This window comes from Leifsonia shinshuensis (assembly GCF_022606355.1).
Taxonomy (GTDB): Bacteria; Actinomycetota; Actinomycetes; order Actinomycetales; family Microbacteriaceae; genus Leifsonia; species Leifsonia shinshuensis_B.
On sequence record NZ_JAHHZQ010000006.1, the window covers coordinates 229,413 to 249,440 of the forward strand.

At 65.3% G+C, this 20,028-nt stretch carries 13 protein-coding genes and 1 tRNA gene; 7 read left to right on the forward strand and 7 right to left on the reverse strand.

What is annotated here, in order from left to right; genetic code table 11:
* Positions 1-166 precede the first annotated feature (166 nt).
* The 4 genes from KNO15_RS22350 to KNO15_RS22365 all read left to right on the forward strand — a co-directional run bounded on the left by KNO15_RS22350 (position 167) and on the right by KNO15_RS22365 (position 4,193).
* Positions 167-682: an amino-acid N-acetyltransferase gene (locus KNO15_RS22350; protein ID WP_241706161.1), complete on the forward strand. Its 516-nt coding sequence runs from the start codon at positions 167-169 to the stop codon at positions 680-682.
* A gap of 45 nt (positions 683-727) precedes the next feature.
* Entirely contained in the window at positions 728-1,363 is a 636-nt protein-coding gene (locus KNO15_RS22355) for a hypothetical protein (RefSeq protein WP_241706162.1), read from the forward strand.
* A 123-nt stretch (positions 1,364-1,486) separates the two neighbouring features.
* Positions 1,487-2,848 (forward strand): DNA repair protein RadA, encoded by a 1,362-nt coding sequence (gene radA, locus KNO15_RS22360; protein ID WP_241706163.1) that lies wholly within the window; start codon positions 1,487-1,489, stop codon positions 2,846-2,848.
* A gap of 421 nt (positions 2,849-3,269) precedes the next feature.
* Positions 3,270-4,193 carry an alpha/beta fold hydrolase gene (locus KNO15_RS22365; protein ID WP_241706164.1) on the forward strand — a complete coding sequence of 308 codons (924 nt, stop codon included), beginning with the start codon at positions 3,270-3,272 and terminating at the stop codon, positions 4,191-4,193.
* A gap of 16 nt (positions 4,194-4,209) precedes the next feature.
* Here the strand turns inward: KNO15_RS22365 and KNO15_RS22370 are convergent, their stop codons facing one another.
* Positions 4,210-4,983: an SGNH/GDSL hydrolase family protein gene (locus KNO15_RS22370; protein WP_241706165.1), complete on the reverse strand. Its 774-nt coding sequence runs from the start codon at positions 4,981-4,983 to the stop codon at positions 4,210-4,212.
* A 75-nt stretch (positions 4,984-5,058) separates the two neighbouring features.
* Between KNO15_RS22370 and KNO15_RS22375 the strand changes: the two genes are divergently transcribed.
* A tRNA-Ser gene (locus KNO15_RS22375) sits at positions 5,059-5,148 on the forward strand.
* A 73-nt stretch (positions 5,149-5,221) separates the two neighbouring features.
* Here KNO15_RS22375 and KNO15_RS22380 read toward each other — a convergent pair.
* From KNO15_RS22380 to KNO15_RS22400, 5 genes are all read right to left on the reverse strand, one after another.
* Entirely contained in the window at positions 5,222-6,334 is a 1,113-nt protein-coding gene (locus KNO15_RS22380; protein WP_241706166.1) for a tyrosine-type recombinase/integrase, read from the reverse strand.
* Between the two features lie 3 nt (positions 6,335-6,337).
* Positions 6,338-6,889 (reverse strand): hypothetical protein, encoded by a 552-nt coding sequence (locus KNO15_RS22385; RefSeq protein ID WP_241706167.1) that lies wholly within the window; start codon positions 6,887-6,889, stop codon positions 6,338-6,340.
* Positions 6,886-7,854, reverse strand: a complete 969-nt coding sequence (locus KNO15_RS22390) for an AAA family ATPase (protein ID WP_241706168.1) — start codon at positions 7,852-7,854, stop codon at positions 6,886-6,888. The genes KNO15_RS22385 and KNO15_RS22390 overlap by 4 nt, the downstream gene beginning before the upstream one ends.
* Entirely contained in the window at positions 7,785-9,458 is a 1,674-nt protein-coding gene (locus KNO15_RS22395; RefSeq protein WP_241706169.1) for a relaxase domain-containing protein, read from the reverse strand. The genes KNO15_RS22390 and KNO15_RS22395 overlap by 70 nt, the downstream gene beginning before the upstream one ends.
* Before the next feature lie 468 nt (positions 9,459-9,926).
* Complete coding sequence (locus KNO15_RS22400) at positions 9,927-10,070, reverse strand: hypothetical protein (protein ID WP_241706170.1); 144 nt, start codon at positions 10,068-10,070, stop codon at positions 9,927-9,929.
* Positions 10,071-10,766: 696 nt separating this feature from the next.
* On the opposite strand from KNO15_RS22400, the gene KNO15_RS23445 reads away from it, so the two are divergent.
* Positions 10,767-11,675 (forward strand): HEPN domain-containing protein, encoded by a 909-nt coding sequence (locus KNO15_RS23445; protein WP_241706171.1) that lies wholly within the window; start codon positions 10,767-10,769, stop codon positions 11,673-11,675.
* 306 nt (positions 11,676-11,981) lie between these two features.
* Here KNO15_RS23445 and KNO15_RS22410 read toward each other — a convergent pair whose 3' ends face one another.
* Complete coding sequence (locus tag KNO15_RS22410; RefSeq protein ID WP_241706172.1) at positions 11,982-12,167, reverse strand: hypothetical protein; 186 nt, start codon at positions 12,165-12,167, stop codon at positions 11,982-11,984.
* Positions 12,168-13,133: 966 nt separating this feature from the next.
* Between KNO15_RS22410 and KNO15_RS22415 the strand changes: the two genes are divergently transcribed.
* Positions 13,134-20,028 (forward strand): RHS repeat-associated core domain-containing protein (locus KNO15_RS22415; protein WP_241706173.1); only part of this gene is annotated, 6,895 nt, incomplete at its 3' end.

Sequence of the window (20,028 nt, forward strand, 5' to 3'; positions counted from 1 at the left end):
CCTCCGCTCACGCGGGGCCGGCCCTTCGTCGTCCCCGGCGGCCGCCCCTTCGTCGTCCCCGCTGGGCCGGCCGGCCGTCGCTTCCTCACTTTCTCCCCGCTGAGCCCGGCGTGTTGCGGGAGGAAGTGAGGAAGGGATGGCCGCGGGGGATCGGTAGGGTTGTGGAGTGAGTTCAGACGGCAGCGCGTATGTGGTTCGGAGGGCGCGGACGAGTGACGTGCCCGGCATCCAGAAGCTCGTGGAGCCGCTCGTCCAGCGACGCATCCTGCTCGGCAAGGAGGCCGTCACCTTCTACGAGTCCGTGCAGGAGTTCCGTGTCGCGGAGACCGCCGACGGTGAGCTGATCGGCTGCGGCGCCCTCCACGTCATGTGGAGCGACCTCGCCGAGGTGCGCACGCTCGCGGTCGCCGACCCCTGGCTCGGCCGCGGTGTCGGCCGCGCCCTCCTCGCCCGGCTGGAGGGCGATGCGCGGGAGCTGGGCCTCAGCCGGCTGTTCTGCCTGACGTTCGAGGTGTCGTTCTTCGAGCGCAACGGCTTCGAAGACATGGGGACCGAGACGGTCGACCCCGTCCTGTACGCCGAGCTCGTCCGGTCCACCGACGAGGGCGTCGCCGAGTTCCTCGACCTCGCGCGCGTGAAGCCCAACACCCTGGGAAACACGCGCATGTTGAAGCGCCTCTGAGCGCGCCTGCGTCGGCGTGTCGCGGGTCGGCGCTAACCTTCGGGCATGTCGACGTTCAAGCACCCTGTCGGCCCCCAGCCGAGCAGTGTCTACTGGCGCCGCAGGCTCATCGTCCTGATCGGCCTCGTCGCCGTCATCGTCGTGATCGTGCTCATCGTCGTCCGGCCCGGCTCATCGAGCGGCGAACCGGCCAAGGCGCCCGTCAGCACGAACTCGTCGAGCCCGGCGCCCGCAGCGGCGACCAGCATCCCGACCTCCAGCGCCAGCGCGAGCGGCCAGGAGTGCAAGCCGGCCGACGTCAAGGTGGAGGCCGTCACCGACGCCGCCCAGTACGCGGCGGGTCAGCTCCCGCAGCTGTCGGTCGCACTCACCAACACGGGGTCCGTGGCCTGCGTCATCGACGCGGGCACGTCGCAGCAGGTGTTCACGATCACCAGCGGCTCGGAGGTCTACTGGAAGTCGACGGACTGCCAGGCGTCCAAGGTCGACGCGCAGGTGTTGCTGCAGCCCGGCAAGACCATCTCGTCGCAGGCCCCGATCACCTGGGACCGCACGCGGTCCGACCCGGCCACCTGTCAGGCTCAGCGTCAGCAGGTGCCGGCGGCCGGCGCGTCGTACCACCTGCAGGTGTCGGTCGCCGGCATCACCTCGGCGACGACCAAGCAGTTCATCCTGCAGTGACGTTCTCCTCCACCGTTCGTTCGGCGCAAGACGTCTCCACAGGTTCCGCGATCCTCCGTCGAGTGACGGTGGCCGCCCGTAGTGTGGAACACGCCGGACCCCCGGCCCGACCGAGGAGGTGCCGTGGCTAAAGCCGCTGTGACGTACCGCTGCACCGAATGCGGCTGGACGACCGTCAAGTGGGTCGGGCGCTGCGGCGAGTGCCAGGAGTGGGGCACGGTGGCCGAGGCGGCGGCGCGCACGGGCGTTCTGCGCGCGCTGATGCCGGTGACGGTCGGCGCAGACAGGGCCGCCCGGTCGATCACCGCGATCGGCGTCGAGTCGACGCAGCGGCGGCCGAGCGGCATCGGCGAGTTCGACCGGGTGCTCGGCGGCGGCATCGTTCCGGGCGCGGCCATCCTGCTGAGCGGGGAGCCCGGCGTCGGCAAGTCGACGCTGCTGCTGGAGGTCGCCTCCCGGGCCGCGCGCGAGGGCCGGCCGGTGCTCTACGTGAGCGCCGAGGAGTCGGTGAGCCAGGTGCGCATGCGGGCCGAGCGCACGGGCGCCCTCCACGATCAGCTCTTCCTCGCCTCCGAGACCGACCTGGCGACCATCATCGGTCAGATCGATGCGGTGCGGCCGTCGCTGGTCATCGTCGACTCGGTGCAGACGGTCTCGAGCGGCTCGACCGAGGGCATCGCGGGAGGTCCGAGCCAGGTCCGCGAGGTGGCGAGCACGCTCATCCGCGTGGCCAAGGAGCGCGACCTCCCCGTGCTCATCGTCGGACACGTGACCAAAGACGGCTCGATCGCTGGGCCGCGCCTGCTCGAACACCTCGTCGACGTCGTGTGCCAGTTCGAGGGCGACCGGCAGACGGCGCTGCGGTTCGTGCGGGCGTTGAAGAACAGGTTCGGGCCGACCGACGAGGTGGGCTGCTTCGAGATGGCCGGTGACGGCATCGCGGAGGTCCCCGACCCCAGCGGGCTCTTCCTCAGCCGAACGACCACGCCGGTCTCCGGTACGTGCGTCACGGTGGCGATGGAGGGCAGGCGCCCGCTGCCGGTGGAGGTCCAGGCGCTCGTGGTCGCCACCACGGCGCCCAACCCGCGGCGCGTGACCAACGGCGTCGACTCGTCCCGGGTCGCGATGCTGCTCGCCGTGCTGGAGCGCCGCGCAGGCATCCGCCTGGGCGACAAAGACGTCTACGTCTCGACTGTCGGCGGCGTGCGGCTCGCCGAGCCCGGCGCCGACCTCGCCATCGCCCTCGCCGTGGCCTCGGCGGCCACGGACCGCGCCATCCCGCACACGCTCGCAGCCTTCGGCGAGATCAGCCTCGCGGGCGAGATCCGGCCGGTCACCAGCGGCAAGCAGCGCGCCACCGAGGCCGCCCGCCTCGGCTTCGCCACCCGCATCGACGACCGCAGCGCCACGGTGCGCGAAGCCCTGCGGGTCGCCTTCTCGTCAGCCGCCACCCAGCGCGAGCGGGAGCTCGACGCCGCGTTCTGACGCGCGCGACCGCGCGCGACGGGGGTGTGCGTTGGATGCGGTGGTGCGGTGGTGCGGTGTGTCGGTTCGGTTGTCCTCCGTCGCCGACTGACGTGGCTGCGGGAGGGGATGGTCGGCTGCTGCGGTTGCGAGCGGAGGAGATTGCGGGCCGCCACGCCGGTGGACTCCTCCGTTGGCTGCGGCGGTGCGGTGTGTCGGTTCGGTTGTCCTCCGTTACTGACCGAACTGGCTGCGGGAGGGGATGGTCGGCTTGTGCTGCTGCGGTTGCGAGCGGAGGAGTTCGCGACGCGCCACGCCGGTGGACTCCTCCGTTGGCTGCGGTCGCCGGGCGCAGCGGACCGGATCTCCTCCGTTGCCGACGCGTCGCGCCGCGCGAGCGTCCGGGCTTCTGCGTGTCGGTGCTCCGGAGCACAATGGCGGCATGGCCAACCTGACCTTCACTCTCCGTTCAGGCCGGCGCGTCGGCGTGACCACGCTAGGCGATCCGAGTGCGTCGCGGGTCGTGGTGTTCTGTCATCCGGCGCCCGGTTCGTCCGTGTTCGACCCCGATCCCGACGAGTCGGCCGATCGGGACGTCCACATCGTCGCACTCGACCGGCCCGGCTACGGCTCCAGCGACCCGTGGCCGTTCGGGACCTGGCCCAGCATCGTGCGCGCGGCGGACGACATCGCCGAGTACCTCCGCGACCTGAAGCGCTTCGAGGGCCCGCTCGGCGTGGTCAGGCCCGCGACGGTCGGGATCGCCGGCTGGTCTGCGGGCGGGCGCGTGGCGCTCGCGTTCGCCGCGCGCCATCCCGACCTGGTCGACCGGGTCGCCGTGGTCGCGACGCCCGCGCCGAACGAGCAGGTGCCGTGGATCCCGCCCGAGCTGCAGAAGCTCTCCGACGAGCTCGGCCAGCAGCCTCCTGATGTCGCGTTGAGCCGGTTGTCCGGGATGATGCAGGGCCAGGCGGATGCGGTCCACGCCGCCGACGGGGAGGGCGCGGTCCCGCTCGACATGCTCGGCGCCGGGCCGGCCGATGCCGGCGCGTTGCAGCGGCGCGGCCTCCGCGACCGGCTCGGACGCATGCTGATCGACGCGTTCCGCCAGGGCCCGGCCGGCGTGGCGGGCGACGTTCTCAGCTACACCGCACGTCCGTGGGGCTTCGACCCGGGGGACGTGCAGGCCGAGACCGTGATCATCGGCGGCCAGGCCGACCCGCTCGCGGGCCAGGCGCACGCCGCGTGGTATCAGAAGGCCATCCCGGATGCGCGGATGGAGATGGTTCCCGGCGTCGGCCACCTGGTGATCGCCCAGGCCTGGGGTCGCGTGCTGTCGCACCTCGCGCCCGGCACCGCGTCGTGAGTCGCCGCAGTTGCGGTCAGGCGTCGACCGGTGGCCGGCGCGGGAACTTGGCCGTCGCCTGCTCCAGCACCGCGGGCAGGAAGGCCGACGCCCACACCCGGTAGCCGTGATCGTTGGGGTGGAACCAGTCCTCGGCGAACTGGGTGATCGCCCCGCGGATCCCTTCACGGCGCATCGCCTCGTGCAGCGGCACCACCGTGAGCCCGCGCGTGGCGGCCTCCTCGCGGAGGATCGCGTTGGCGACAGCGACCTTGCGTTCGTTCTTCGGGAAGTAGAAGTAGGGGAGGTCCGCGACGATCGCGTCCGAGGGGATGGCGTCCAGAACCCGACTGATGCCCTCCCGGAACCGGTCGGTGTCGAAGTCCGCGATGTCATTGGCGCCGATCGACACGGTCACCAGGTCGGGCTTGTAGCCGGCAAACCGCGGAAGCTGGTCCGCGACCGCCAGAGCGACCGTCGCACCGGAAACCGACAGGTTGACGACCCGCACGCTGCGCCCGGTCGCGGAGCGCACGTGGTCGGCGACAATGCCGACGTAGCTGTTGCGCGGCGCCGACGCGCCGATGCCCTGCGCCGCGCTGTCGCCGATCGCGACGTAGAGGATCTCGCCCTCGGCCCGTGCGTGCTCCCGCCACCACGCCGAATGGACGGGGAGCGTCTGATTGATGCGCTCGCGCCCGGCCACGAGCCGGGCGTCGTGCTGGGCCAACGCCGACCGGACGACCAGGGAGGTCGCCGTCACGACAGCGACGGCGCCGCCCACCCACAGCGCCGGTCTCAGGAACCCCATCCCGGCAGCGTACCCCGCGCGTCCCGGCCGCAACTCGATTGGCGGCCGCGCCGCGCTTCCAGTAAACTCGTCGGCGGTACCGTGTCCGAGCGGCCGAAGGTGCAACTCTCGAAAAGTTGTGTGGGTGAAAGCCCACCGTGGGTTCAAATCCCACCGGTACCGCCACGTGCAAGCCCCCGCGATCCCAGTGTTTACACGGGATCCGGGGGTTTTCGCTTTTGCAGAATGAGGCGTTTGACTACATTTTGACTACATCTGTGGCCGTTGCTCGGGCCCTATCAAGGGCCACGGCGACGGCATCCAAGTCGTCGTCGAAAAGATCTGCGTACGTGTCGAGGGTCATCGCAGCAGACGAATGACCGAGCATTCGCTGCACAGCCTTGACGTTGGCTCCGGCGCTGATCGCCAGGCTTGCGGCAGTGTGCCGTAGGTCATGGATCGTGACGCGTGGGAAGTTCTTGTCGAGGGCCTGTGATCGGGCGATCGCAGAGACATACCAACCTCGGCGCCGATCTGGTTGGTGCAGATAGCTGTCCCCATCACCGAAGACCAATTGCGATGAGGTCCTGTTCTCGATGAGTGCCGCCAGGAGCGGAGCGAGGAACGGCGGAAATGGGACGCTGCGAGCTTCGCCCGTCTTCGGCGTGCCGACATGGATCGTCCCCGAGACCTCTACTGCATTCGCGTGTACGTCGACACGTCGGCGATTCAGATCCACATCGCTCACATGGAGGGCGATCGTTTCGCCCCATCGCAAGCCTGTGTAGGCAAGAAACAGGACCATGGTCCGGTGCTTCTTCGCGCTGCCTGCGAGAAGATCAACTTGCGCGTGGCTGAGGTACTTGTGTTTTCCCTTGAGCTTGCGAGGAAGGTTGACGCCGCGCGCCGGGTTCGACGGGATTCGGCGATCCATCACGGCGGTGTCAAGGATGCCAGCGAGCACACCATATGCGCGGAGGACCGTTGTGGCCGAGCGCGGCTTGCCGTCGCCTTTCGTGAAAGCAGTCACCCAGTTCTGCACTTCCGAGTGACGGATTTCACCCACCGGGCGACTGCCCCATTTAGGCTCGACGTGCAGCCGCCAGGCGATCTGGACAGGCCTGAGCGACGAGGGCTTCAGATGGTGTTGGTTGGCCAGCCATTCGGCACCGAGAGCGCTGATTGTGGACCCGGAGGCTCGAGCGTCGAGGAACTCGCCTCGAGCTTTCGCGACTTCTACGGAAGCCAGGAAGAGCTCGGCGTCCCGTTTCGTTCGGAAGCCTCGTTTGCCGGTAAGGTCTCGCTCTGGTGTTCGGTACTGGACGCGGTAACGCTTGCCCCGGGCCGTTTCGTATGAGTGAATGCTCCCCATTCCTCAGCTCCAATCGCCGATCGCGGCTTTGCGCTGCGATGAGATGGGTGGCGTCAGGTTACGTGCGAGTGCCGACATCCGGCCGTCCGGAGAAGGAACACAAGTGGCGGGGACGGCAGTCTCGGGCAGACTGGTCTTGTGGAACGGCAACCTCCGGACCCGAAGCCTTGGGGTGCTTCGGACGATGAAGCAATCGAGCTGTGCCGCGAGTGGATGATCTATCTCGGCGCTGCAGACACCGTCGTCGCCTCTGGAGCTGCGGTTCAGGCGTGCGACCTCTACAGTGCGGGCTACCTGGCGTGGGTCGACAATCAACGCGGCAATCTCGACGTCGCAAAGGTAACCAGAGCAGCGTCGGTTTCGGCGGCAGATGGACGACGAGGTTTGATCTTCGCTCGATACGGCGTACTCCCACAGGCCGTCGATAGGGCGGACGAACTCGGAGTCGCCATCTTCGGATTCGATCCGCAGGGTGCCACCCTGGATGGAGGCAATCTGCTCGGGCGCGAGCTGTACTCGACTGGTCTCGCCCAATAGGGCGAACGCCTTGGTCATTCCAGGCCAGCCGACGTCAGTCGACGTCCGGGCGCCGTGACGATCGGCTCGATGGTCCGCTGCGCAGCCCGTCGGAGTTCGCTCAGCGCTGCTCCGCGGGACTTTTCCATCGTCTCCTCCACGGTCTCGCGTTGCATCATCTCGACCAATAGCAATTTTGCGGAGCTCTCTGTCGGAGCCACGAGGACCACTGCGTTGTCTGCCTTGCCGCGGGTGAGGCCGACATACAAGCCCGCAGCATCAACTCCCGGTCCAACCAGTGATCGGTCCGTTGTCTCGCCTTGGACTCCGTAGACGGTCGTTGCGTATGCGAGGTGAATGTGGGATTCGGCGTAAGCGAGGCTGACCTTCCGCAGGTCGGTCGTGTCGGCGCTCGCGGCAAGGATCACGTGATCCTTGCCGATTGTTTTCACGACCCAGTTCTGGCGGTTCTGGACGTCAGCAAGGCTGTCGTTGCGTCGGGTCTGGACTAGGTCCCCAACAAAGATCGGTTGACCTGATTGCCCGGAGATAGCGACCGAGGTGGATATTGCCCCGGATTCGATTCGTCGGCTCTGGATGGCCTCGCTAATCTCCTGCGCTTCCGTGTGGGTAGCGGTCACCAGTGAAATCGTCTCGCGGCGCCGTACCGCGTCGAACCATCCGTCGACCATGGCTTCTCGCGCTTCGACGTCGCTGTTTGTCATCACGACGTGGTTGGTGCGGATCAGGTCTTCGGCCACATCGCGCATTCCGTCCTCGCTCCGTGGCTCTCGAAGTCGCATCGTAAGATCAGCCCACTCTGGATCCGTGAAACGGTGAGTAGTCGTGAGCTCCACGTGCCGGAGCGAACGACGCCAGAAAAGCGCCATCGCGCCCGAATGCCCGACCGGCAACGCCTGTCGCTGATCCCCAATCAGAGCGACACCTGCGCCGGTGGAATGTACGACATCGAGGAGCGCGGACGCGGCCTCGAGGTCGAGCATGCCGGCCTCATCAACGACGATGCGATCGCCAGGGTTGATGCTGATCTGCGGGCCAGGTAGACGCCGCCCGCGGACGGCTCGCCCTCGCCGATAGAGAGGCGTCGCCACTCAGTTGCGCCAGACGAGGCGGTCGCCCAGCGCCACCCGCAGTCATGAAGAAGTTGGTGGAGGGAGGACGACGAGCTCATCGTTTCGCGTCCCGCCACGGCGGAGGCCTTCTTGGTCGGCGCGACGATGATCATGTTGTGGCCGCGTTGCCGCAGAGCTGCGCCGGCCACCTTGAGCATCGTGGTCTTGCCGGTGCCGGCCGGCCCGGAGATGACGACGTTGCGGGAGGTGCCGCCGATCGCAGCCGCACCAGCGAGCTGCCCGTCGTCGAGGGTTCGATCGGGCTCAACCGCGCGGCCGAGCGCGGCGACCACTTCCGTGTCAAGGATCTGCCCGGGTGCGGAGAGCGCCTCGACCTTCTGCGCGAGGCTGGCCTCTAGTGTCGCGGTGGAGACCGCCATGAGGTGTTTGACGTGCTTCGGGGCGTCTGGCTCAGAGATCAGTGTCACCGTGTGTGAGTGCGCCACGACTTCCTCGGCGAGCTTGGTGAGTTCGTCTCGGTTGGCGACAACGCCTGTCGCGGCAATCGCGCGGAGGGCGCCGGCCCGGACGTCCATGATGCTGAAGCGGCCGCCGCTGCCGGTCGAGCGGGCGTCCGCGTCGACAACGGCCTTGGCTGCCAGCAACTCCAGGTCGAGATCCTGAACCGCGACGCTCGGTAGCCGCGCGGGAGAACGCCGGATGCCGAGCGTCGGGTCGGCGTTAAAGAGTTCTTCCCGGACGAGTGCGGCCCATCCGTCTTCGTCTAGGTTGTCAGGCTTGTTGGGTCGGCCGACAGCCCATGCCCAGTGGTCGATCTGGCTGAGCACATCGTGGGATGGCTCCTGTCCGGGGTGCTGTTGTTTCCACCATGCGATCCGCTTGGCCCGGTTGGCTTCGATGTGCGCGGATCGCTTCGACAGCGGCCGCACTAGGTGTTGTAGTTGGCCGACCTCGCCGTCCGCGTTGAGGGTGAATCCTTTGGCGTGGAGGGCGCGGATCCAGGTGGGGTCGGTGCGGGAGGCGAGGTCGCCTTCGGCGTTGATGACGTTCTGGAACCGCAACGCGACCCGGGTGTCGACGTTGGACCACTTACCGTCAAGGCCTTGGACTTTGACGTTCAGCCAGAGGTGGCGGTGCTTGTGAGGATCCAGGGAGCGGGAGCGTTCGTGCCAGAGCTCGACGACCTCGATGCGGGCGAGGTCTTCGCGGATGCTGCCGCCTTTGCCGCGGCGGGCGTTGAGCTCTGTCTGCCAGAGTTTGATGATTCGGTCTCGGAGTCGGTCTTGGAGGTCTTCGTAGGCGGCGGCGAGGTCGGGGTCGAGCATGGCAGCGATCGAGAACGACTTCGGTGCATTGATTGTGGCATCCAGAATCAGGTCGGCGACGGGGGACTCGAGGTCGCGTCCCCGGCGTTCCCCGGTGAGTGGGTCGAGGCCGTCGACCCAGTCCTTGAGCTGATCCCTGGTGAGGAGATCGTCGCGGATGTTGCCGTTCTCGACGATGTACCGGGTCATGAGCGCGTCGGTGTAGCCGGCTGCGGCGATGACCCCGTCGGCGGTTTTGGCGGTGAGGGTGGCGTCACAGACGCCGCTGAAGCCGTAGTTGACCGCTTGCTTGACCCCGTGGGATGCCTGTCCCCGCTTCCATCTGGCTACTCCGCCTCGCACTTGTAATCACCTCCCTCGGCTTCTGGATTCGGGCAGTCTTGTCCTTCGTTCGAAAAGTCCCTCTACTTATTACTTCCGGTTCGCGGGCCGTTTTGGCGCGCATTTGGCGCGCACCCGAGTTCTTTCCGGCAAGTCGCGCCCTCCCGGGCCGGCCGCGAACAGCCGGATCCGGTGCGCCACCCCATCCGTCGGCGAACTGCGCCGCAGTGCTCGGCCTCCGAAACGAATGCCCTCATACCTACACGTTGTGTTTCCCAGCCGGTTTTGACGCGCAAAACCAAAATTCGTTGGGTGCGGTACCAGCGGCAATAACTTCTACCGGATGCCGCCGAGTCCGGTCAGATTGACGAAGGGCACGCACGCCGTCTCCGCGGTGAGGGCGGCGAGCCACCCGATAGGGGTGTGCGGGTCGGCGGCGATCGCCCACCCATCCATCACGTACTGGCTGACGGTCTCCACGCATTCCCTCTTCTCTGCAGGAGTCGGGTTCGAGGACCCTTCCACCCCTACGAGTCCGCCTTGCAGTTCCGGCGCCATGTCTCCGGTGTCGATGATGAATACCCGCATCTCGCTCACTCCCAAGTTCGATCGTTTTTGAGTGCCTTTCCGGCGAGTGATCGAGAGCGAGTGGGAGGTGCGGAGTGCCGGGTCGTGGAGTACCGCACTGGAGCGAAGCGGAGGGAGGATACGCCGCGAAAGCCCGGCACGGAGCACCGGGAGCGAGCTACGATCGGGCGACGGAAAGGCACAGGCAACCCACTCCGCCAGCGAGATGAATCCGCGCGCTGCCAATATCAGAACGGAATCGACATGAGTAACCCGGATTCAGTAGGGGTGTGGCAGACCTTCACGTTTCGGTTGCCGTTCACACTGGGGTTGACGTATACCGGCAACGAAAATCACGACGTACGTGCCGCCCCGCCTGCGGAATGGCAAGGCTAGGAAGTCTGGGCCGATGCGGGCTCCGCTAAGGCTAACGGGCCAGTGGGAATTGTGCGGCTCAAGTTCTATGCCAACCCTGTAGGGGGCATCGAGATGTTCCCGCCCCGTCTCGAGTCGGCTCTTCAGGGGGTGTACTCCAACTCGAAATTTGGATCCCCAGCCGGAACATGGCCTCTTCTTGGGGAAGGTGATGCCGAGGTTTACGAGCAGTGGGTGTCCGCCGAGACCGCCCCCGATCGCCTGGCATGGGAAAATCCGCAAGACGAGGCCTTTGCGTTCCATCGAGTGTTGCGGGCCTTGAACTTGTTTCTGGTTGGATACTCAGTCGGGCTCGGAAGCACTCATATCCACCAGATAGCACCCGAAGATCTCGATCCCGTGATCGTGCTAGGTAAATGGAGTACATCGAACGGTTGGTTCGATCCGGGCCTGCTCGTCATGCCGCTCGAATGGACGCCCAAGCCGTTGCCAATGCTTGATATCAGCGACGCTGCATCGCGCATCGGTGGCGGAATCGACTACGTGACGGCCGGTCACCCATATGTTCCGATGAAGATGTGGTTCTCGCGATCAATGCGAGCAAAACGCCGGGGCGATCAAGTTGATCGTGTGGTCAGCCTGCAGACCGCGGCGGAGTCATTGTTTGCCGCGACGTTCCGCATGGTCCTCGTTGACGAGGGGAAATCGTCCCGGGAGATCCAGGACCAAGCGCAATACGATTCCTTCAAATGGTTGGTCAGTACGGCGCTCCCGCAGCGTCTCGGGGGCGATTGGAACGTCCAGCGGCCTGGCTCTGAAGTCGGACGATATTGGGTGGATCTCTACGAGCTTCGAAATCGCGTCGTGCATGCTGGCACGGAGCCGTCCCCGACAGAGGGCGATCGTGCTGAGGCGGCATTTCGTCGGGCCCGCGAGTTCTTGAATCAGCGAGTGTGGGCGCGCAGGAAGATTTACCCGAGAACGATGCTTGCCCGTATCGGCAATCCGAACGAACTCGGATTCACGAATGGTGGGCGTTGGCTCGTTGAGTTTCAAAAGCAGGTGAAGTCGGAGCCCGCGGCTTGGTGGTGGCCGTGGGACGTTGCGGGTAGACCTGCACCCGATTCTTCCTCCAGCGACTAGCCCGAACCAACGGAATTAGTGCCGACCGGGAGCCCGATTACGGGTTTCTCACTGAAGTGCCTACGTGCATTCGCTCTTGCTCTTTGCTCTCTCCGTTCCCTCTTCCTTCTTCTTCCCCTTCTCGTGCTCTCTTATCTCTCCGTGTTTCCCAGCTTGGTTCTTGTTCGTTCGTTGTCTCCTTCGCTATTTCTCCGTGCTGTCCACTTTCTCCGCGCGTTCTCTCACTTCCCATTTCGCCGGCCGTTCGCGCTTTCGGACGTGAAAAGACCTGACCTGTGTGTGGGTCGGGTCTGGCGTTGTCAGTGGCTAGTCTCGATGCTCGATGATCTCCGCGACGGCGTGAGCGATATTCAGCACGCGTGTTGCCGTGTCTCGAATAACCGTGACGTCCACGTCCCCCCACCCGGGGATGTAGCCGACGCTATGTGCGCTGGTGCCGGATCCGGCCAGGCCGGCGACGATGAACGCGACCGATTCGGCCTCGACTTCCATCCGACCGCCGTGAGCGCGTACTCGTCGATGTCATGGATGTGGCGCAGCTCGATTTGCGCTGTTTTGTGAACGAACGTCTTTGCCGCCTGCTCGATGGCGAGGTTCTCAGCCAAGGTCACTTGCTGGCACTCGGGGTCGGCGTATCCGCTGGCGCTGCCCAGCGCTGCACGGTGGACGCTCCATCCGTGCGACTCGAGGTGAGTCGTCGCCGGTAGGGCGGGGCGGATCCCCTGGCAGCGGAAGCCCTCTTCGGTCGCTCAGGTTAACAAGCGGTTTCGGCGCTCATTGTTTGGCGCTACGAGCGGATGAACTCTTCCCATTATCTGGGCGGAAGGGGTTTCGGTTCGGGTAGACATGGCGTCGCGCCGGGATTTCGTGCGGCTGGCATCGAGGGGGAACATGATGGTCGGCCCGCGTCTCGGGATTCTTTCTGCGGTCAGTGTTGCGCTTGTCGCTGTGGTTGCCGCAGCCACTTTGGTCTCATCGACCGGTGCAGGTGCGACGGAGACGGCGGTGACGCAGGCGACGTGGAACCCGCCGGATGGGTGGGAGCCGCCGAAGCATGCGGTTCCGGCCGGTGCGATCGATCCGAATGTGGGTATCACATCGTCTGTGATGATGCCGCCTTCGCCGAGCCCAGTGCCGGCAGCGTCTCCGGAGGGTGCCGTTCTCGGCAGTATGCGGCAGCGTGTGAGCGCTGACGAAGCCATCGGCCGGTTGACGGCGAATCCGCCGGTGGCGGTGGGCGCGACTCCGCAAACGACGTTCACCGCGGCCGCCACGTCACCCGATGCTGCGCCCTCTGGCTTCTCGGACCGGCATCCTGCGGCGGCAAACCCCGTGGTGGCCCGCCGAGAGGCGACAAGCGTCAGCATCGACGCGGCCGCCCCTACGACGCGCAAACCGGGCTCGGCGCGTGGGACGGTCGCCATTCACCCGCGTGCGGACACTACAACGACGTGGCCGGTGACGCAGTCGCCTGACTGTTCAGTTTCGCACGGGTCGGGTTATCCAGTGGGGACTTACGGGTGGTCCCTGGATCCGAGCTATGACAACAACCAGGTGGCGGTCTCTGGTCAGGTCACGGCGAACACGAGTGGTTCGTACCGGATCGCGGTAGTGAACAAGGGCACCGCGGACTGGGGTGCCGGAACGTACTTCACCTACTACCTTCACGACTCAAACGGCAATGCAGTCCCGGGCAATTATCCGCACAGCCCCCTTGCGAACGATTCCCTCGTGCACGGGACATGGCACGACCAGTGGTTGACGATTGCCCCGCTTCCGCCGGGGACCTGGACGTTGTCCTGGGATGTCTATATACCCGGCGTCGGATACTTGACTTCCGATTCGGTGGCGGTGTGCTCACCGAATGTCACGCTGACGGTGTACAACCAGGCACCGTCGATGCAACTGGTGTCACCGACCTATGCCGGGACGGTCACAACCCGGACACCCTACCTGGTCGCTGACGCGACCGACCCGGACTCATGGCCGGGTTCGTCGCTTACCTACCAGTTCACGCTGTGCACAAATGCCGCGCTGACAGCAGGCTGTGTGCATTCACCGGTGACAGGGACGAGTTGGCAGGTTCCCGCGGGATTACTGCAGTGGGCGTCGACGTACTACTGGAAAGCCACCGTGTCCGATGGGGTCAGCACGACTGATTCGATGGTCGCGACCGGTGCTTCGAACCCTTTCCAGGTCGTCGTCCCGGCACCGGACGATTGGCGACAGGTCGGGAACGGGTTGGGGTTTGTCACTGCTGACAGCGTGGTTTTGCCGTACGGAATATTCACCCAAACCGCTCACGACGCATCCGTCCAAGGCGCGAACATGCCCCTGTCGGTCGACCGAACCTACTCCAGCCGCGCCGCCACCGTTGAGGGCGCGTTCGGCAAGGGATGGCTCTCGATCTTCGACTCGAGTCTGGTCACCAATGCGACGACCGGGGTCACCGCCGTAACGTACCCGGACGGACGCCAGGAAACGTTCGCCCAGAACTCCAACGGAACGTGGGCAAGCCGCGCCGACCTGGGCCTCACAGACCGCTTGACCATTGCTGGGGACGGGACGACCACGGTCAAGCAGTCGAGCGGAGAGTCCGAAGAGTTCACCGCGGCAGGCCAGCTTTCACGTGTTCTCTTCCCGGACGCGTCCTGGGTGATTACGCGCACCGGCGGGGAGATCAGCTCTCTGACACAAGAACCCTCCGGCAGGAGTATCTCCGTGCAGTGGGGAGTGCCAGCGAGCGGGTGCCCAGCTGCTGACCAGCCCAGGATGCGTCACGTCGCGTCTCTCACGGTTTCTCACGGGACCGGAGCTCCCGCAGCCGTTTGGTCCTATCAGTACAACTGCGACCGGTTGCGCACGGTGACCGATCCCGCCAACGGGGTCACAACCTATACCACCTCGGACACATCGTTCATCGGCTACACCCCGGGCGGCCGGGCGACGCCGGGGCTGATCGACGCCGGGGCCTGGTATCCAGCGGCGAACGGGGCGCTGGTGGATCATATGATCGTTTCCGAGCCAGGCAGCGTGTCGCACGCGATCACGCTTCGCAAACCTGTTCCGAGCGCCAACGGGGCGACGACCGACTATCTCAGCAATGTCAACTCCGCTGGCGGCTCGACCGCGTGGTACTGCGGTCAACGCACAATCGTCAACAACGTCGAAAGCTGCCCGGACGGTCAGCAATTCCTCCGCTTCGACCCCGTCAACCGTCTGGTGATGAAGTCCAACGCCGCCGACGAAGCCAGCACCACCGAAGCCAACTCCCGGCAATGGATCTACGGATCCGATGGCGAACTCCAATACTTCCGCGATGAGAACGACCACGTCGCAACCTTCGACTACCTGTTCGGAACGCTCGCGTCTATGACCGTCTGGTCCGACCCTCAGACACCTGTCACCAGCACCACGTACGTGCAGGCAGGTGCAACTCAGAACGACCCTCCACGTGTGACGGGCTCCGCGCTTCGAGGGCCTGGCACAAATCTGCCGGATAAGTCGAACATGTTCACGTACGACTCGGCCGGGCGGCTGATCGCACGCACGGGTCCGGCAACTACGGGCGCACCAGCTGGCGAATCCGCTACCGACACCTACGCGACGGCATCAACGCCAGCGTTCGACTCCACCGGTGCGCAGTCCGCACAGTCCGCGCCGCCCGGGCTCCTTATCGCAACCTCGGCCGGTGCTGGCACCAGCACATATCGGTATGACGTCAACGGGGACCTCACCGGATTCACAACTGTGGGGCGAGGGGCGACCCTGCGCACATACGACCCCACAGGCCTGGTCAGCTCGGAGACGACCACAGGAGTCGGCCCGGGCTCCGGAACTGTCACGGTAACCCGGGATGCGCTCAGCCGGGACACCGCAGACACCTACCCGTGTGTGGCGAACGCAGTGACCGGGCAGGTCAGCCACCGAGTCGTGCTCTACACATACGACGCCGACGGACTACCGCTGACAACCACCGAGAAGGCACTCGACTGCAGCTCCGGCGCGACTGTCGCCCCGGATCGGACCACCACATTCGTCTATGACCAATTCGGTCGCCTGCACAGCATCACCGACGCGGTCGGTGCGACAACGACGTACACGTACGACACCGCGAACACCCAGGAGTTGACCTCTCAGACGGACCCGCGCGGACGGGTCACCAACTACACCTACGACACCCACCTGGGGAAAGTGGTCAGCGTCGCCAGCGACATCGACCCGCCATCCGGCCGCGTCAACGTCACCACCCACACCTACGCCTATGACCCTGCCGGCCGGCTCACCCAGGAGACCGACGCCGACAGTAACGTCACCACGTACGACTACAGCGACAACGACCTGCTGACGCGAGCAACCCGGCTCGGAGTCGTGATCAACGGAACAACATACCGTGTCGCACTGTTCGAACGCAGCTACGACGCAGCCGGGAACCTACTCACGGAGACCCGCGGCGACGCTTATCTTCCCTGCGACAACCTCCACATGTTCATGGACAAGAGCGAATGCCCGGACGCCAGCCACTTCTACAAGGTGGTCCAGGATTCCGGCGCAACGACGACCAGCTACACCTATGACCCCGAGGGACGACTGCAGTCCTCGACCCTCGACCCAACCGGTGTGAACCGGACCACCACGATCCAGCGCGACTCCAACGGCCGCGTCATCGGACGCTCCGTCACAGACGGGACCCGGACGGAATCCCAGCAGTACACAGTCGACGCGGCCGGTTACCCGATCACAACAACCGTTTCGACCGGCTCGACCAACCTGGCCACGACGGTCACCCGAGACGCCAACGAGGACATCCTGCAGGTCACCGACCCGAACGCAAACACTACCTCCCTCACCTACGACGTGCTGGGTCGCTCCATCCAAGAGACCGGCCCCCCGATCCTGGTCGACACCCCCGCTTCGACCGCCACCTACACCGGGCTCACCCAACAGACCGCGAGTGCGTCCAAAACAATCGGGTACGACGCCTTCGGTGACATCACTCAAATCAAGGACGCTCTCGGCAACATCACCACCAACACCTACGACGCAGCGGGTCGGATCACCGAAACCGACAGTGCACCCTACCTCGCCCCCGGCAGCACAACACCGCTCGTCAGCTCCGTACAACGAACCTACAGCCCAGCAGGAGACCTAGTCACCCTGACCAACGCGCGAGGCGGCACCACCAACTTCAGCTACGACATCGCAGGCAACCTCGTAAAAACCCTCGGCCCGCAGGTCAACGGGGCCCGGACAACGACGCTGGCCTGGTTCGACCATGCGGGCATCAAGGCCATGGAGACCAACGACCGCGGCTCAACCCACTACTACTACTACGACCGGCTCGGCGACGAAGTCCAGGACTCCTGGTGGTGGGTCGAACCCTCCTCACACACCGACGGCGGGGTCGAACCAATCACGACCTCCACCTATGACTTCGCCGGCAAGCGCCTCACCACAACCGACCAATACGGGGCGACAACCACCTATCACTACGACGCCGCCGGCGAAATCACCTCGGTCAACCTGCCCGGTGCAGTCAACCCGGTCACCTTCAGCTACGACCTCGCGGGCCGGATCGCCACGCAGAAAGACACCATCGGAGTCACCACCCGACACAGCTACGACCTTGCCGGGAGAGAAACCAGCACGACCAGTGTCGGCACAGACGGAACGCAACACGTCATCACCCGAACCTTCGACGGCGCAGGGAACCTCACCCAAGCCACCGACCCCGACGGTGCAACACAGACCATCGGATACAACGCAGCGAACCTACCCACCACGCTGACGCAACCGATCAGCGCCGGAGTCGCCTCCACGGTCTCCATCGGCTATGACCTGCAAGGCCATCAGGTTCGCACGACCGACGGCAACGGCAACACCACCTGGACCACCTACAACTCGTGGGAACTGCCAGACAAACGAATCGAGCCTCCGACCAGCGCCTACTCTGCACTTGGGGATCGCACCTGGCAGACCAGTTACGATTCCGGGCTGGTACCCGTTCAGCAGGTCAACCCCGGAGGGGTCGTCCAAACCAGCAGCTATGACCCACTTGGGCGGGTCACCAGCCAGGCTGCCACCGACCCGAACCGGTCGGCCGGAAACGTCAGCAGGACTTTCAGCTACACCGCAGCCGGGGACTTGGCCTCTATCAGCACTCCGTCCGGTACGCAGACCTTCACCTGGGGGTCGGCAGGGCAGATCCTCACCTCGACCGGCCCAGCAGGCACCGCCAACTTCTCCTACTCCGACCAAGGCCAGCTCGACTACATCAACACCGGCACCCCGTACGTAAGCTACCAATACGATCCCACCGGGCGCCTGCTCTCCGTCAACGGACGTACCACCACCACGTTCGGCTACTCGCCCACCACAGGCCAGCAGACCAGCACCAGCTTCGCCGGGGGAACCACCCAAACCAGCTACGACCCGTTCGGGCGGATGGCGAGTCAGACCACGGCGAACACGACCGGCGCCATCATCCAGAAAAGCCAATACACCTACGACGCCGACAGCAATATTCTCAGCAAAACGGACACCGGGGGCGTACCCGACGGCGGGACCTACACCTACGACCAAGCCGACAGGCTTGCCAGCTACACTCCCGAACCGTCCCCGGTCGACCCGGCCACACCGACAACCATTTCCTACGCGTGGGACCTGGCGAACAACAAGACTTCGGAATCCACCACCCAAACCGCGACGACGTGGACGTATGACGCCCGCAACATTCCCACCAACATCGCAACCACCACGGCGTCCGGCACAACGAACAAACCGGTAACCAGCAACGCCCGCGGGGACATCTCCACCATCGGCAGCGGCGCAACCCAGCGCAACCTCACATTCGACGCCTTCGACCAACTCACCGGTGACGGATCCAGCACCTACACCTACGACGGCCTCGGCCGCATCAGCACCCGAAACACCGCACCCTTCCAATACGCCGGCGTAGGAGCCCAACCGATCTCGGCCCCCGCATTTGCCGGCGGCACCGAAACCGTCGTACGCGACATCAGCGGTGGGCTGATCACAACCTCCATCGCCGGCGGCACCACCGCCAACCTCATCCAAGACCAGCACGACAACACCCTCGGCCAGATCACCGCAGAACCAGGCGCAACACTGACCGCCAGCAACGGGTACAGCGCGTTCGGCACCCCCCGAGCCGCCTCAGCGTTCCTCGCCCCGAACACCTCACCCCACCCATCGGCTTTCGGCTACCAAGGAGACTGGACCGACCCGGGCACCGGCACAGTCAACATGCAGTCACGCTGGTACGACCCCAGCCTCGGCAGCTTCCTCTCCCATGACACCGCCACACAGCCCACCACCAACAACAGCTCGCTCAACAAGTACGCCTATGGCAACGCCAACCCGATCGCATATACCGACCCAACCGGTCACTATGCCCAGTTGTACGCGAACCCCAACCTCGGCGCAGGCGGCGGGAGCATGCCAACAGTCGAAGAACTCGTGGCATTCGGAGACATCAGCCTCCCGGACGCCACGCCCAACACCATCCCTGAGTGGGTACTTGAGGAAAGAGCTGCTTACGACGCGCAGCTTGCCGAGCGAGCCGCGAGCGGCATAGGCGCCGAGGAGTCAATGGCTGGGCTCGGCGCCGGGGTGGACGTTGGCCTGCTCGAGGCAAACGAACTGGATTGGGTACCCGGACTGGGCGAGCTCATCGGCGTAGCAAGCGCAGCCGTCCTGTTCGCCACCCTCCTCGCACCGCCTTCCACAGGCCCCATGACGCCGTCCCCTGCCAACCAGCCGCAACCAAACATTCAACTGCCTCCAAGAGCCCTGCCGGCGCCGCCGCCGTGGGTCACCGCCGTCACGACCAGAACCGTGACCGAGCCCTACACAACAACTCACTCTTCTGTCGCTAACGGAGTTCTCTCCACCACCGAGACATGGCTCGAGCATGTCCTCCAACAGCACACGACGAACTACTCGGACGGAAGCTGGCAGCGAGATGCGCTCAGCTGGGTACGCGACATCGTCCTCGGAAGCAAAACCTGGGCACAAAAGCTTATCGACCCCACCCGACCCGGCATCACCATCACCGCCTCCATGTCACCCTTGAGCGGGGTCGTAAACCCTGTAGTCGCTTCACCAGAAGCTCCCTGCGGGCTCGGTGGCACTCTCGGCTCGTGCCAGACCCCTTCGCGCGGTGCAGTCAACGCCTGCGCCGGCCTCGATACGACCCCCCGCCTATGCACTCCAGCCGAGCCCACTCCAGGACCAGCCGGGGCCACCCAAGCCGCGGCACCACAGCACCTTGCCGCAGACAGCCCATCGGTGATTCTAGGTTCCGGAAAAGAGGGGACGCCTTCCCTCATAC

Bases quoted from the DNA above. Each gene is read 5' to 3' on its own strand.
- KNO15_RS22355 (WP_241706162.1), top strand. From the start codon at position 728: ATGTCGACGTTCAAGCACCCTGTCGGCCCCCAGCCGAGCAGTGTCTAC.
- KNO15_RS22370 (WP_241706165.1), bottom strand. From the start codon at position 4,983: ATGGGGTTCCTGAGACCGGCGCTGTGGGTGGGCGGCGCCGTCGCTGTC.
- KNO15_RS22410 (WP_241706172.1), bottom strand. From the start codon at position 12,167: ATGGAAGTCGAGGCCGAATCGGTCGCGTTCATCGTCGCCGGCCTGGCC.
- KNO15_RS22390 (WP_241706168.1), bottom strand. From the start codon at position 7,854: ATGCTCGACCTCGAGGCCGCGTCCGCGCTCCTCGATGTCGTACATTCC.
- KNO15_RS22380 (WP_241706166.1), bottom strand. From the start codon at position 6,334: ATGGGGAGCATTCACTCATACGAAACGGCCCGGGGCAAGCGTTACCGC.
- KNO15_RS22395 (WP_241706169.1), bottom strand. From the start codon at position 9,458: ATGACCCGGTACATCGTCGAGAACGGCAACATCCGCGACGATCTCCTC.
- KNO15_RS22385 (WP_241706167.1), bottom strand. From the start codon at position 6,889: ATGACCAAGGCGTTCGCCCTATTGGGCGAGACCAGTCGAGTACAGCTC.
- KNO15_RS22365 (WP_241706164.1), top strand. From the start codon at position 3,270: ATGGCCAACCTGACCTTCACTCTCCGTTCAGGCCGGCGCGTCGGCGTG.